The organism is Sporolactobacillus sp. THM19-2 (assembly GCF_004153195.1).
Classification (GTDB): domain Bacteria; phylum Bacillota; class Bacilli; order Bacillales; family Sporolactobacillaceae; genus Sporolactobacillus.
This window is the reverse complement of sequence record NZ_SEMC01000002.1, coordinates 1-14,421: the sequence shown is the minus strand read 5'-3', so window position 1 is coordinate 14,421 and position 14,421 is coordinate 1. Positions and strand designations below refer to the sequence as shown.

Here is a 14,421-nt window from a genome sequence, read left to right as displayed (position 1 = left end):
TGATTATTACAAATAAAATCTTCAACATTATTAATGATAGGTGTATTTCGGTTTAAAAGGAGATTTTAAAAATGGAGATGCTAACAAATGCAACAATTTGTGATAAGCGGCCTACAGGATTAGGTGTTTATACTATCAATGTTATAAAAGAAATAAACAAGAGGGAAAATATTAATCAAGAAATTTTAGTAAATAAATTGATTAATGTAGATCACTCTTTCTATAAGAACGATGTAATTTACACACCAAATTATATTCTCAGTAGTAACGGATGGTTAGCGCAATTGGCTCGAATAATTTATCTAAATTGTTTTCTCCCCAAAATTGGAAGAGATAAAGATTTAATATTTAATCCTGTTCCGGAAGGTTCATTATTTCTAAACCATCAGGTAACTGTAATACACGACATTTTACCACTATTGTTTAAAAGGGAATACCCAAAAAGTTATTACTATTATAAATATTACGTTCCACGGCTTCTAAAGAAAAGTTATAAAGTTATTGTTCCGTCTAATAATACGAAAAAAGATATTATACGTGTATATAACATTGATAATGATAAAATTATAGTTGCACCAAATGGTTATGATAACAAACATTTTTTTCAGAGAAATGACGACGAAGTAAACAATATCAAAACTAAATATGGCTTATCAAAATATATTCTATATGTTGGGAATATGTATCCTCATAAAAATTTAGAAAGATTAATACAAGCCTTTTGTCATATACATCTAAAGTTTCCAGAAATTAAACTCGTTTTAGTGGGTGATACAAAACATTGGAATTTTAATAACCTAGTTAAGTTGGTTGATTCACTTGGGTTAAGTAACAGTATATATTTTTTAGATTATGTGAGCTATCAGGAATTACCAAGCTTATATGGAGGGGCATTGGCGTTTGTCTATCCTTCATTATATGAAGGGTTTGGTTTACCAATAATAGAAGCAATGGCTTGTGGAACGCCTGTAATAACTTCCAATACAAGTTCCCTTCGTGAGATAGCTGGGAATTGTGCTTTAACTGTGAATCCAATAGATATAAAAGAGATTGAAAGTAAAATATCAAAGATAATTGTTAACACCGAATTACGTGAGCTTTACAGAAAAAGAGGATTAAAGAGAGCTTTAGAATATGATTGGGGTAAAACTGTTGACAAAATTCTATCACAGTTACCTAGTAAAGAATAGCAAATATAATAATAATATTAGAAAACTCAATATATAATATATTCGAAAAGTAAAGTTTGGATGAAAAATTAACGTAATAATAGGTGATAATTTTGAACTCACGTATTGTATATATGTTTCCTAAAACCAACAAAAGTAATAAGTATAATCAGCTGTTAAGCGAAAGTATTGAACGTCAAGGGATAATTGTTAAAGATTTCCATAAAAATGAAATATTCAAGATGAAAAAAGGTGATATATTTCATATCCATTGGCCAAGTCTGTATTATAGAACTAATCATGTAATATTAAGCATAATTAAGTCGTTTTTTTTCTTATCGTTAATAACATATTTTAAATTAAGAAGAATAAAAATTATTTGGACGGTACATAATATATGGCCGCATTCTAATGGTAAAACAGTTCTAGACTTAATTAATAGAATTTTACTAGCAAAAATGTCCTACAAAATAATTGTACTCGGGAAAGGACTTAGGTTTGAGGTGTTTAAAAACTTTAAGGTTAATCAAGATAAAATTGTTGTAATACCACATGGTCATTACAAAGATGCATACAAAAAAACTGGGAAAAATATACGAACCGAGCTAGGAATACCAGCAAATAATTATGTCTTTGGGTTTATTGGACAAATATCACCTTACAAGGGAATTGATAAATTAATTGACGCATTCATAAAAATACCGGATAATAATACTCATTTAATTATTGCTGGTAGAATTTCACCTGACTTTAATGAGAGCTTTTTTGATCAAATAAAATGTAGTCGAATTCATTTAGAATTAAGGTTTATAGACGACAAAGAAATTGCAGATTTTCTAAATGCTTTTGATTCAGTTGTTTTGCCATATAATCAAGTCGCAACTTCTGGAAGTGCAATTTTAGCTATATCCTTTTATAAACCTGTTGTTGCACCAGATATTGGATTAATGAGAGAATATATTCCTTCAAATTGTGGTGTGTTATATAATCAAGATGATACTGATGGATTATTAAAAGCAATGGAAGATGTTATGAAATTAAAGAGAACAGAACTAAAAAAAGCTATAGATGAAAAACTAATAAAAATGAATTGGAAAAATATCTCAATTAAAACAATAGATGCATACAAGTAGAATGAGATATAATATTTTGCCTACTAATAATACGTAGGGTTTGCTGAACATAAAAAATGTTGATATAGCAGGACTTTTAAGCGATTTTGTCGAAATGATATGCAAGAAAAAATACCGTATCTCCAGGCATTTTCAAAAAATAACCTTGCACATGAGGCGATTCAATTGTACAAAAATCAGGAACATCAACTGATCATGCCTGAAGACTTTTTCCTTCCTTTCGGAGAAACTTTGTATAAAAATAACCGGTGGGTACGAATGGCTCAGATCATTCTTTGGTGGAAGGTCGAAGAACACTATTCCGCAGCGTTAAAAAAGGCTACAGCTAAGGGCGCCCAACTTTTCTTTGCCTGTATGGCTCTGGGCGCCCTGATTATCCAGCAGCATCAAGGAACGACGGATCGGGAAACCGTGTTGCAGATTACGGAAAACCCCTATAAACAGTACTTCCTGGGGCCACCCGCCTTTTAGGAATGCCCACCCTTTCACCATTCGATGATGTCCCGTTTCCGCAAACGTCTGAAAAAAAGGGACATCAACTAGATTAACGAATGGCTAGTGCTGGTCGACCAACAGAAGGTTGAGTTAGAATCCAGGGATGGCGACCATCACGACGATCCTAAAGGGCCACATGATCCCAGGGCCCCATGGTCCCAAGCCGCCTGCTGAATCATCGAAAGATCCAGTCGAAAGCCAACCAGAGGAAACACCTGAGAATCAAGGTAAACTGCTGCTCGATGCGACCTGTAACCCGGCCGATAATATGGCTTACCCAACTGACCTTTAGCTGCTCAACAGGCCTGTGAGAAGCTGGAACAGATCATCGATGAACTTTATCAGCCCATTCGAACATTGTTCAAGGTCAAGCCCAGAATCTGCCGGAAAATAGCACATAAAGCTTATCTCGCCGTTGCCAAACAGCGCCGTCCCGGACCCGATAAACGCCGGAAGGCGGTGGGCGAGCAATTATGGTTTTATCCAAAGGAATCTGGTAGTCATTGAAAAGCTGGCTGCTCAAACGCCACTGACTAAGCTTCCTTCTTCTGCACATTATCGTCGTTATCTACTGGTGATCCACGAACTGTACCGTCAGCAGAACTGGATGTATCAGCACCAACAGAATCGTATTTATGATCGGATCGTCAGTCTTTTGCAGCCCCATGTTCCCATGTTCGCTCGATTGTCCGTGGAAAAGCCAAGACCAACGTTGAGTTTGGCGCGAAAGAGGCCATCAGCCTGGTCAACGGGGATGCGATGATCGAACGATTGGACTGGAACAACTTCAACGAGGGTTGGACATTTCAAAACTCTGTTGAAACTTACCGGCAGCGCTATGGGTGTTATCCGGAAGCTGTCCTGGCGGATAACTCTATTGGAATCGTGACAATCTGGCTTACTGCAAAGCCAATCACATTCGCCTAAGTGGTTCGAAACTGGGACGAAAGTCGAAAAACAAGCAGATTCACAAAGCGGATCAGAAGTTGGAACAAAATGATTTTAAAGGTCGTATTCCGGTTGAAGAAAAGTTTGGCGAAGGCAAATAACGTTTTGGTTTGAATCGGATCTACACAATGCTGAGAGAGATCAGTGAAACAGTGGTCGCGCTTAAGTTTTTAGTCATAAAGGTGGAAAGCCTAAGGGTCTCTCTGTACTTTTTTAGCTATTTTACGAATATGTGTTTGATTTTTAAAGGTTTCATTCTGGCATCACCTGAGAACGACGCTTAATAAACAAAAAGACTATTGATTCAGCAAGCCCTACGTAATTCAATTTATTTGGTAGGCCAAAGAACGTATCTATCGAATGAAATGTCTGTCGATTGAAAATTAACATACCTGATTTTCAAAATTCCAGTAAGGAGTTTAAAAATGAATAATATTAAATTTAAGATACACTATCACATTATAGACTCTTTATTAATATTTTTAATTATCACATGTGTTCTTCCAAGGGAATATACAATATTGAGTTATACATATGGCCCTCTTAATAGACCATTTGGTAATAGAATAGGAATCTCTATTTCTTTGATATTATTAGTATTAATATATTTTTTACACTTAAAAAATATAAAAATGATTATTCATAAGTCACCATTAACGTTTTTCTTTATTTTTGCCATTTTGTCAATACTCTTTCCGATATATGATAGATCATGGCAACTTACTTTTATAGGTGTATACAAAATGTTGATATTTTGGGGTTTATATAATTATTTTTCAATATATTTATCATATAATCATTTCAAATTTTCATTGGACTATGGATTTAAGATTGCACTAGTGTTTGAGACAATAGTAGGCATTCTATCTGTTTTTGCAAATATTTCTATCCCTTATATTTCAGATGGATCAACCTCTATTAGAAATGGTTTTTTTAGAATGAAGGGTGCTACTTCACATCCAGGTGATTTTAGCCTTTATATAACTATTATATATTTATTCTTTATATGCAAATATATTTTTAATAATGAAAATAATGCAATTAAGTATATTGTTATATGTATTATCGATCTTTTTTTATCAGGTGCGAGAACAATGTTAATTGCTTCAATGTTTATAACCTCAATAATGGTTTGGAAAAAATATAAAAGAAATTGGATATTTAAACTGATTCTATTAGAAACTGCAGGTATATTGTTGTTTTTTTTATTTAGATCAAGTTTCTATCAGAACTTATTTGTAGAAAATAGTTTTAGTGAGATGTTTATCGCCAGAACGATTCATTGGAATATAGGCTTAAATATTTTTTTTTCAAATATAAGTAATTTCATCTTTGGTGTCGGTTTGAACAATGATGTAGATTATATAAATTCTCACTTTACCTCTATATCGTATCTAATTACTGATACTTCAATAATTAATTCGTTTTTTATTAGAAATAACCCAATTCATAATTCTTATTTAATAATGGCTGTAGAATTGGGGATCTTTGGATTACTCTTATATATATCTATTTTCGTTTCTAATTTAATAAAAGCAAATAAAATTCTAAAACAAACCAATCATTTTAAAGCCGATTGTTACTTTATAACTGGATGCTTCGTTATCTTTGCTATTTATGCATTCCAAGGTTGGGCATTAATGAAAGATATGGGATGGATTTTAATAGTTATTATCAGCGCATATTTAAACTCAATAATTAGAGAGACAATTAGTTACAAACTAAAGCTGTAACTGCTAAACTAAAATCAACAGATTCTGCTAAATAGAAATAAACACTTTTCACCCAATATCAATCCAGATAAGTTATGATTGTCTTTTAAACATTGTTTGTCTGGAGGATCTGAAAGGTGGGAAAATTACTCTTGTATTTACAGGTTCATCAATTGAGTGAACAAGGATTCAAAGTGGCGATCAGTCTGGTCAACAGGGACGTGCTGATTGAAGAATTCAAGTGCGGTCTTTTTCATGAAGGATAGACTCTGAAACAATCGGTATAATAATTCTTGCTAATTTTCCCATGGCGTTAAACGTATCAGCTTTGGAAAATATTCAATTCATATATAAGTGCATTTCAGTTAGATTTATGAGAAACTAGATGAAATGTATCGTACTATGAGAAACATGTAGATCATCGAATCGTCAACTTTGATCAATATTATGTATGTCCTATTGTATAAAGAAAATCTAGACAGTAACAAGATTCGTTCCAAGGTTTTAGGATTATATATTCACCAGCCATTACACTCGGCTGAGTAAGCTCAATAGGGATAGTTTCTAACATATAGTAAGGAATGAGCAACAAATGTCTAAAGAATCCACTTTATTAAAAAATACATTTATATATTCAATAGGAAATTTTTCGTCAAAAATACTTGTTTTCTTACTTCTCCCTGTATATTCATATTATTTATCAACACAAGAGTATGGATATTTTGATTTAATTATTTCAACTGTGTCGTTACTAGTGCCCCTAATCTCATTACAAGTTGTTGATGGATTATATAGATATTTGTTAGGAGCTAATAGTTACGTGGGAAGAGCAAAAGTTATTTCTTCAGCAGTCTCAATAATTATCATAAACCTTTTGTTGTTTGATATTGCCTTTCTTTTTCTAAATTTGTATGTTGGTATTAAGTATGGGTTGCTTATATGTTTATATTTGAATTCAGTGATTCTACAAAATCTTTTTTTACAGATCTCAAGGGGATTAAGGAAAAATATTATTTATGCGTTCTCTGGGATAGTGACAACACTAATGAACGTGCTGCTTAACATTCTTTTTATTGTAATATTTCATTTTAATGTCACAGGTTTATTATCTTCAATAACTATAGCCAATATTGTTGGCATTCTAATAATCCAGTCCAAAATTAACGTATTTTCCTATATAAGAGGAAAATACATAGATTACAGACTAAGGAAAAAGTTAATCAAATATTCTATACCACTAATCCCAAATTTATTAAATTGGTGGGTGATGAATGTTTCAGATAGATATATAATAACTATTTTTATTGGGATGAGTGCTAATGGAATATATGCTCTTTCAAATAAATTTCCATCAATATTAATGATGCTAAATAATATTTTCTACCTAGCATGGCAAGAAAGTGCCATAACTGAGTTCAATTCTTCAGAAAAAAATAAATTTTATTCAACTATTTTCAATTCTTTTATAAAGATACAATTTTCTTGCCTATTTATATTGCTTGCATGGACTCCCTTAATCATTTTTTCGTTATTTAATTCTGACTATCAAGCATCTTATCTATACATACCCTTCTTATATATAGCTGTGACTTTTTCTGCATTTTCATCATTCTATGGCACAGGTTTTCAAAGTTCACTTGAAACAATAAAGGCTTTTTATAGTTCAATTATTGGGTGCATAGTTAATATTGTAGGTAATTTAATAATGGTGCCTTTTTGGGGAATTCAAGGTGCTGCTATATCAACTATGCTTGCTTTCCTAAGTATGTGGGGTATACGTATTTTTCAAACTAAGCAGTATTTTAAAATCACGATTAATAAAAAAGAATTTATTTTATATTCCCTAATATTATCTGCTTTTATTATATTCTATTATATTAATTCACCTGTAGTAATTATAATAAGAATCATAGTCTCAGGATTTCTGTTTTATTTTATTAATAGGCTGCTTATATTTAAAATACTTAAAAAAATCATCATGAAATGGAGGAGCATATTGTGAGACTTGTGCTTTGGGGATACTATGGAGTTAACTATGGTGATGATATGATGATGAAATCATTACTCCAATATTATTTTCAAAAAAAAGTAAAGGTTACATTAGTTGATCTTTACTCTGGAGGAATGCTGAAGCATAGATATTGTAATTTCAAGGATAATACTGAATTTATCGAAATATATAGGTACTCAAAAATTGAAAAACTGAGATTCCTCAGAAAAATATCATCAAAATCGAAGTATATAAATATTTGGGGAGGTGGAACTATCTTTACGGATGAAGATGGTGATGGAAACTTTTCTTATTTTTCAATAATTAAAATGTTAGGTGGTTCTATAGGCTATATTGGGGTTGGAATAGGTCACTTGAAAAAGAAAAAGCGAATAATAAAAACGGCTTGGCTGCTTAAAAGAAGTTCATTAATCACTTTTAGAGATTCCTCATCATTGATAAGAGCGAAACAATTGGTGGGTGATCTTAATCAATTCCATTTAGTAGAGGATTTAGTCTACTATTATGTCTTTAATAACACCATAAAGCCTATAAGGTTGGAAGATGAAACTAGTAATTATATACTAATCACTTGGAGAAATTTACATAATTATATTTCTTTCGAATCGGAGTCTAAATTAATGGACGAAATAGTGCATTCGATAGTAAAAAGAGAACCCTCCTCGAAAGTTGTTTTAAGTGCATTAGATATTAATCATGATGTAACAAGTTGCAGAATATTACACGGCAAGTTAAAACAGTTCAGGGTCAATGTTGTTTTTGATATCAACAATGACATTGATCATATTACTAAACTAATTAAAAATGCAGATTTTCATATTTCTGGACGACTGCATGGAAGCATGATCTCGGAATTAATGGGAACAAAAACAATAAGTTTAAATTACAGTCCCAAGATGGATTATTTCTATAAGAGCGTAGGTTCTGACTCATATATTAGTATTTATGAAAGCAATTTTCATAATCAGCTTACAGAGAAACTTAAAGATATTCATTCGGTGACAATTGATTTAAAAAATAAATCGGATAACGCATTATTGAATTTCAAATATCTTGATCAATTACTGGACAGTCAAAATTTCTAAGTAGAGTTTGCTGAACCAATCCCAATTTTCGGTAATTATAATTTTCAGACAGCTTCGGGCCTGAAACCTGGATTCCCGTTACCTAGTGATGTGTAACGGGAATCCAGGTGACTAAGTGGGGAATTTTTCAGTTGACAAATATAATTTTCTATATGCATTCAAATAACCCAGATCGTATGGCGCGTCCTGGTCAATCCTCTTTGGTAGATTTCTTCGTATAGGGTGTACCAGCCATAATCAACGGATCTAAGTATTTGCGTATCCTCCGTTTCAGATTGGATCAGATGCTCAGAGGTCACTTCGAATCCTAAATCTTCAACGAATTCCTTAATTTCATCACCATTTCTGAATTCGCCAAGCTGCAGTTCTGCCTGATTCGCATACCAGTTTGTCCGAGCGACCACACGCCCCAGAGGATAGAATTTGTCGTTTAAGACAAGATGGTGCTTTTCAAATTCAGCCTAGATTCCCGTATCTCCACACTATGATTTGCCTAAAGGTATCATAAAGCCGATTGCACAGGTGCTTGTGATCCCTTTCATTTTACTTATACCTAGTGATGTATTATAATTACATCACTAGGAGTTGACCAAGATGGTGATCATCAAACAAAAGGACAAACGCAGCGGCCTCACCTATGCCTATAAGTCATAATCTTACTGGGATAAAAAGAAGAAACAACCACGTTCGCGGCGCAAACTCATTGGTCGTGTCGATGAAAAGGCCGGTAAAATCGTTCCGACTGACGGTCGTGGGAAACGTCGAAAGCAAGCCTCTGAAAAAAAGCAAAAACGTGGGCCTGTTCCTGCCACCAAAGCGAGGCGTGTTTTCTATGGAGCCACCTATCTGCTGGATCAAATCGGTGAACAGTTGGGCCTCACAGAGGATCTCAAGCACTGTTTCCCGAGACACTATCAACAGATTCTGTCGATTGCCTATTATATGATTCTGGAACACCCAAGTCCTCTGAGTCGCTTTGAGAAATGGGATCATTTACATAAGCATCCGTACGGGAAAAACGTGACTTCTCAGCGAAGCAGTACTGTTTTTTCATCCATCTCTGAAGAAGGCAGGAACCGGTTTTTCTCATGTCGCAAGAAGCGTTGCCAGGAGAATGAATATTGGGCTTATGACACGACCAGTATCTCCAGCTATTCAGAGGTGCTGAAACAGGTCGCCTATGGCAAGAACAAGGAAGATGATCGCCTTCCTCAAATCAACTTAGCCCTGATCTTTGGTGAAACAAGCGGGCTGCCTTTTTATTATCGGAAATTGGCTGGAAATATTCCCGATGTCAAGACGGTCCTGAATCTTTTAGGTGATTTCAAAGCCCTCGGCTTTGAAAAGATCAAACTGGTGATGGATCGAGGCTTTTACAGTGAGGCAAATATCAATGCCTTGATGAAGAAACATCTGAAGTTTTTGATTTCTGTCCGTACCTCATTATCCTGGGTGCGTAAAGAACTGGATAAAGTCTATGATGGGCTGGACACCTTCGAAAATTTGAATGAGCAGTACGATCTTTACGCCTTGACGGTGAGAACAAACTGGAACTATACACAGGATCGGCCGTATAAAGGAGATCGCATCAAAGCGAAGCGCCGGGTCTATCTGCATCTTTACTATAATGTCGATCAGGCGGCCGAAGATCAAAAAAAATTCGATCGCAAGCTGATGCGCCATCATCAAGAGCTGAAAACCGGTAAGCGCGTTCCGGAACATGAAGCGTTTTACAAAAAGTATTTCACGGTTAAATCAACACCTAAGCGGGGTGTGCAGATTGCAGTGAATCATCAGGCAGTCGAGAAAGCCAAGCGCTATTACGGATATTTCTCATTGCTTTCCAATGAAAAAATGGATGCGATCCAGGCGCTGGAGATCTATCGGGGGAAAGACCCCATTGAAAAGTGCTTTGGGGACATAAAAGAGCGGATGAACTTGCGTCGCATGCTGGTTTCATCAGAAGCCACTTTAGACGGAAAGCTTTTTGTGGGTTTTGTTGGATTGATCCTGCTTGCACACATCAAGACAAAAATGCAGGCGCAAAAGCTTTTCAAAGATTACACTCTCCAATCCCTACTCGATAAATTGGATGTGATCGAGGCCTTTGAATCTCCGGGCAGCGCGCTGAGAGTTGGCGAAATTTTGAATGCTCAGAAGCATATTTATAAAGCTCTGGACATCCCGTTACCTAGTGATGTGTAACGGGAATCCAGGTGATCCAGGATCACCGCTTTGGTTGCGCTTACCAGCAGAGAATTGACGGGCTGTGTGTCTTTTTTCGACACATGACGGGCCAACTCCTGCTGCTCTTTAATCTCCAAATACTTCTGTGTTTCTTTCTGCATCTCATCCTGAGCCTGATAGATTTTGCTGCCATAATAGGTGGTTGCAGCAGCTCTGTAAATCATTGCGCTTAGTCTGTATAAATTTACTGAACATAAAAAATGTTGATATAGCAGGACTATTCAGCAATTTTGTCGAAATTATATACAAGGATAAATGCCATATATCCGGGCATTTGCGATGAATACGAATATGTGTTTGGATCCTAGAAGCTTCATTCAGATATCAGCCGGGAACGACCTCTAATAAGTAAAATCAGCTAGCTCTAATTATAATCAGGTTAACTAAATTCTAATTCACAGAAGGTGACAAAAATCAGATATATTGCCCATTCTTCTGAGTCTGAAAATCAAGAGCCACATTATTTGGACGAGCATATTAGGGGGACATATTTTCAAGTAAGGCACGTTAGTCATACGTTTGATCGATACGGAATCACGGCCATTGCTGCGATTGCGCATGATTTGGGGAAAAAATCTACCCCATTTGTACAGTACATAAAAGCAGATAAAAAAATTCGCGGGTCAGTGCAACATGCTATTGGTGGTTCTATTGCGCTTTGGGCCATGTTTCAGGAAGTTCAAGATGAGCGTATTATCATGGCGGCAGCGATTGTGGCGGGGCATCACGCAGGCCTGCCAGATGTACAAAGGGTGATTAATGAAAAGATTTCTGGCGCCCCGGAATATTTGAAAACGATTCCGGCATTGCCACAAACAGAGATGAAAAAGGTTAAAGACATTTTGAATCGGTTTCCCAGACTGCCGCTTGAAGAGAAGACGGATAGTAAATCTTCATTTGCATATAAAGAAATGCTGATGAGAATGTGTTTTTCGGCACTTGTCGATTCTGATTTTCTGGATACAGAACGATATTTTGATTATGGGACGAGTTTAAAACGGCAGGGGGAAGCACTCAGTATACAGTTACATCATGATTCTAGATGCCAGTCACTCGGACAGGAATGTAGGACGGGTCTGTACCCATAGATTCACGTTGGCAATCGGTCTGGTCATTCGTGACAGCCAGCCGGATCCTGTGCTAACGATCTGCCCAAGTTGTTCGAGTACAGTCAGTGAACCTGTGGGCATCGGGTTCACCGGGTCCTTTTCTAATTGAAAACAAAGGTGTATGGCGTGCAGGCAGTTGATCCAATAATCAGCCAGGGCGCAAAACCACTTTTCCCAGCGGTAAATCATTGCATTATCTGCAGCGATATCGCAAGTTTCAGGTTCGCTCAGTGCTTTTTCCAGACAGTCTGCCTGATATCGTTTATAGGGCACGAGAAAGTCTGGAAGTTCATGATGAATCTTTTGGCAGTCTGTACACCGCAGACGCCGAATCACCAGTACCTTTTTTTCTCCAGATCGTTCACGATAGTTTCTCCGCCGACTACCAATGACGTTAAGCTTTTCTCCGCAACAGGGACAAGGCACCTTTTCTGTACTCTTAACTAAAAACACATGAATGGTTATCAACTAGCGGATAGTCTGATATAAAAATCGTGTGAATTTTAGGTACATTCTATATAATTAATGTAGGGGGAACCATTAGAGAATTTGGTTAAATTTGGAAAAGAGTTTAAAGGGTTAAGTGTAGGCTTTTAATTATATAAACATAGAGGGGTATAGTTATTTGACAAATCTTTTATATCATTACTGTAGTGTAGAAACTTTCGGATTAATTATGAAGAACAAAACATTTAGGTTTTCTAGTCTAGGGGTCGTTGATGATATGGAGGAGTCAATGACTTCTGATTATAAAAATATTGGAAAAATATGTTTTGTGTCCTGTTGGACTGATTTAGTGCAAGAATCTGTAGAAATGTGGAGGACATATACGGGTGGAGTAAATGGTGTTAGGATTGGACTCCCAAGAAATCTTTTTAGCACTGGGTTAAATGAAAAAGAAATATTTAAATTAAGCAGACAGATTGGTGACAAATGTGATGTTTCTATATCCCCGCCCTATCAGCCTGATCTTATACCAATAACTTATACAAAAGATGATTATTTGATTAATCTATCTGTAGTAAAAAAAGACAATGAAGTTTGTAAAAAGTGTGGTAAAGTAACAGCTAATTTTAATCTCGATACTAGATATTTAGGGCGTTTCAAAAGAAATTATTGGTCAGGACAATCTGAATGGCGATATAGATTAATAGCGATTCCGCTAGAATACTATCGAAATAACCAAAGCGGAAAATATTTAAAAGGAAAACCAGAAGAAATGGTAGAACTCATGCAATCAGATTTGATTAAGATGACCTTTAATAATGATTATATAGATTTCCCGTTTAACGAAAATGTTTTTGAGGAAATGGAGATATTATTAAGCCCTTTAAATGCAGAAGAAGATAATGATGTCGTAAAAAGTATTGTAAAAAAATATACAAACCTAACTGATTTTGAATTTAAATCATCTGAATTGAAAATTCGCAAATAAAATATTGTATTCAAAAAATAATGGAAGTCGTGTTGGATTTTATCAGTTGGGAGATTTTGTACTGGAAAGCTGGGAGGAAAAAACGGCAGGACATCCAGGCGCGATCAATCACATTGCCTTGGATACTGATGAGATTGAAAAAGCGTTTCGTGCCGTAAAAGAATTAAATGTTGAATTTAAAGATGAGGGCATTCAGGAACTCCCCTATTGGGAACATGGAATCAAGTATTTCAATTTCTTTGGACCCAACCGGGAAATTTTTGAGGTGTGTCAGATTCTTAAATAATTGCTAGAAGAAAATATATCTACACTATTTTTATTATGAACCTGAATTATTCATACCTCAGCAATAGTTGTCGATATCAAACAAAAAACAAGTTATTTTCCAGTCCCTTGCGATTATCGAAGTCAATTTGCGTTTTCAAACCATTATTATCTAATATTTAGGAGAATAGGAGCGAATTTTGGGCAGACTTCCCTCTTGGTTGTTCATTATTTTTTTAAATGAGTATACCTTTAGCTCATATTATGTTCATATTTATCCTCCATTTATTTTACGGTTTATGGTGCTTTCCAATGTCCTTTTTCTAAAATTCTAACTTGCTCTGAAGTAGCTATTCCTTTTTTTCTATCTTGAATAGCTCTTTGCCAGCCCCTCCAGAAAAACAGCGGGATTTCATTTCTCTCTCGTCTCTGTCATCTTACCTTATGACTAACAGTATTTGGTTATAAGGAAATTTCCATTTTTTTAATAAATCCTCAATTATGCCTTTTACAGTGACACCACTACATGCATATGAGTTTTTAATTTTATCCATAAGAATAGAATTCTTCTTTAATAATATATTTTTGTTCTCTTGATTTATAAATGACCTCAATCTCGACTTCGACAGTTGTAGGCACAATCTTTCAAGTGAGCGATTAAAAGAATCCCTTGTTCTAGGGATTTATTTAAATTATCCACATGTGCATAATAGGTCATCCAAAAGTTATCCATAGGCACACATCTGTGGATAACTATGCTTGATGTTGAAACTCACCTGTAATATAATATAGGCATGTACTTACGAAGGGTTT

Annotated in this window: 12 protein-coding genes and 2 pseudogenes; 11 read left to right on the top strand and 3 right to left on the bottom strand. The window is 35.1% G+C overall.

From position 1 onward, the window contains the following. The first annotated feature begins 71 nt into the window (after positions 1-71). From EWH91_RS01935 to EWH91_RS01910, 7 genes and pseudogenes are all read left to right on the top strand, one after another. Positions 72-1,190 carry a glycosyltransferase family 4 protein gene (locus EWH91_RS01935; RefSeq protein WP_129928337.1) on the top strand — a complete coding sequence of 373 codons (1,119 nt, stop codon included), beginning with the start codon at positions 72-74 and terminating at the stop codon, positions 1,188-1,190. Positions 1,191-1,627: 437 nt separating this feature from the next. Continuing rightward, positions 1,628-2,302 carry a glycosyltransferase gene (locus tag EWH91_RS01930; RefSeq protein WP_165364212.1) on the top strand — a complete coding sequence of 225 codons (675 nt, stop codon included), beginning with the start codon at positions 1,628-1,630 and terminating at the stop codon, positions 2,300-2,302. 165 nt (positions 2,303-2,467) lie between these two features. After that, positions 2,468-4,029, top strand: a pseudogene (locus EWH91_RS01925) (IS5 family transposase). A gap of 141 nt (positions 4,030-4,170) precedes the next feature. Beyond that, a complete protein-coding gene (locus EWH91_RS01920) occupies positions 4,171-5,478 on the top strand; it encodes an O-antigen ligase family protein (RefSeq protein WP_129928335.1) in 1,308 nt (435 codons plus the stop codon). Between the two features lie 116 nt (positions 5,479-5,594). Beyond that, positions 5,595-5,723, top strand: coding sequence for a hypothetical protein (locus EWH91_RS14850; protein WP_256359828.1), 129 nt, complete (start codon positions 5,595-5,597; stop codon positions 5,721-5,723). Positions 5,724-6,049: 326 nt separating this feature from the next. Beyond that, positions 6,050-7,459 carry a lipopolysaccharide biosynthesis protein gene (locus tag EWH91_RS01915; RefSeq protein ID WP_129928334.1) on the top strand — a complete coding sequence of 470 codons (1,410 nt, stop codon included), beginning with the start codon at positions 6,050-6,052 and terminating at the stop codon, positions 7,457-7,459. Further along, the gene (locus tag EWH91_RS01910) at positions 7,456-8,553 is read left to right on the top strand and encodes a polysaccharide pyruvyl transferase family protein (RefSeq protein WP_165364211.1); all 1,098 of its coding nucleotides are present in this window, start codon (positions 7,456-7,458) and stop codon (positions 8,551-8,553) included. The genes EWH91_RS01915 and EWH91_RS01910 overlap by 4 nt, the downstream gene beginning before the upstream one ends. Positions 8,554-8,711: 158 nt before the next feature. Here EWH91_RS01910 and EWH91_RS01905 read toward each other — a convergent pair whose 3' ends face one another. Next, on the bottom strand, positions 8,712-8,957 hold the full coding sequence (locus EWH91_RS01905) for a hypothetical protein (protein WP_129928332.1): 246 nt from the start codon (positions 8,955-8,957) through the stop codon (positions 8,712-8,714). A 190-nt stretch (positions 8,958-9,147) separates the two neighbouring features. On the opposite strand from EWH91_RS01905, the pseudogene EWH91_RS01900 reads away from it, so the two are divergent. After that, a pseudogene (locus EWH91_RS01900) lies at positions 9,148-10,758 on the top strand (IS1634 family transposase). Here the strand turns inward: EWH91_RS01900 and EWH91_RS01895 are convergent. After that, the gene (locus EWH91_RS01895) at positions 10,719-10,964 is read right to left on the bottom strand and encodes a hypothetical protein (RefSeq protein WP_129928331.1); all 246 of its coding nucleotides are present in this window, start codon (positions 10,962-10,964) and stop codon (positions 10,719-10,721) included. The pseudogene EWH91_RS01900 and the gene EWH91_RS01895 sit on opposite strands and share 40 nt — an antisense overlap. A gap of 300 nt (positions 10,965-11,264) precedes the next feature. On the opposite strand from EWH91_RS01895, the gene EWH91_RS01890 reads away from it, so the two are divergent. Further along, a complete protein-coding gene (locus EWH91_RS01890; RefSeq protein ID WP_240697230.1) occupies positions 11,265-11,888 on the top strand; it encodes a CRISPR-associated endonuclease Cas3'' in 624 nt (207 codons plus the stop codon). On the opposite strand, the gene EWH91_RS01885 is transcribed toward EWH91_RS01890, so the two are convergent. Next, entirely contained in the window at positions 11,850-12,335 is a 486-nt protein-coding gene (locus EWH91_RS01885; protein WP_240697229.1) for a DUF6431 domain-containing protein, read from the bottom strand. The genes EWH91_RS01890 and EWH91_RS01885 overlap by 39 nt on opposite strands. 310 nt (positions 12,336-12,645) lie before the next feature. Here EWH91_RS01885 and EWH91_RS01880 point away from each other — a divergent pair, with 310 nt between their 5' ends. Both EWH91_RS01880 and EWH91_RS01875 read left to right on the top strand, forming a co-directional pair. After that, complete coding sequence (locus EWH91_RS01880) at positions 12,646-13,344, top strand: DUF2971 domain-containing protein (RefSeq protein ID WP_165364210.1); 699 nt, start codon at positions 12,646-12,648, stop codon at positions 13,342-13,344. A gap of 4 nt (positions 13,345-13,348) precedes the next feature. Beyond that, positions 13,349-13,630: a VOC family protein gene (locus EWH91_RS01875; protein WP_129928328.1), complete on the top strand. Its 282-nt coding sequence runs from the start codon at positions 13,349-13,351 to the stop codon at positions 13,628-13,630. Positions 13,631-14,421: the final 791 nt, after the last annotated feature.

What these genes read in the sequence shown, in the direction of transcription:
- EWH91_RS01915 (WP_129928334.1), top strand. Translation starts at nt 6,050, where the DNA reads ATGTCTAAAGAATCCACTTTATTAAAAAATACATTTATATATTCAATA.
- EWH91_RS01880 (WP_165364210.1), top strand. Translation starts at nt 12,646, where the DNA reads ATGACTTCTGATTATAAAAATATTGGAAAAATATGTTTTGTGTCCTGT.
- EWH91_RS01935 (WP_129928337.1), top strand. Translation starts at nt 72, where the DNA reads ATGGAGATGCTAACAAATGCAACAATTTGTGATAAGCGGCCTACAGGA.
- EWH91_RS01930 (WP_165364212.1), top strand. Translation starts at nt 1,628, where the DNA reads ATGTCCTACAAAATAATTGTACTCGGGAAAGGACTTAGGTTTGAGGTG.
- EWH91_RS01895 (WP_129928331.1), bottom strand. Translation starts at nt 10,964, where the DNA reads ATGATTTACAGAGCTGCTGCAACCACCTATTATGGCAGCAAAATCTAT.
- EWH91_RS01920 (WP_129928335.1), top strand. Translation starts at nt 4,171, where the DNA reads ATGAATAATATTAAATTTAAGATACACTATCACATTATAGACTCTTTA.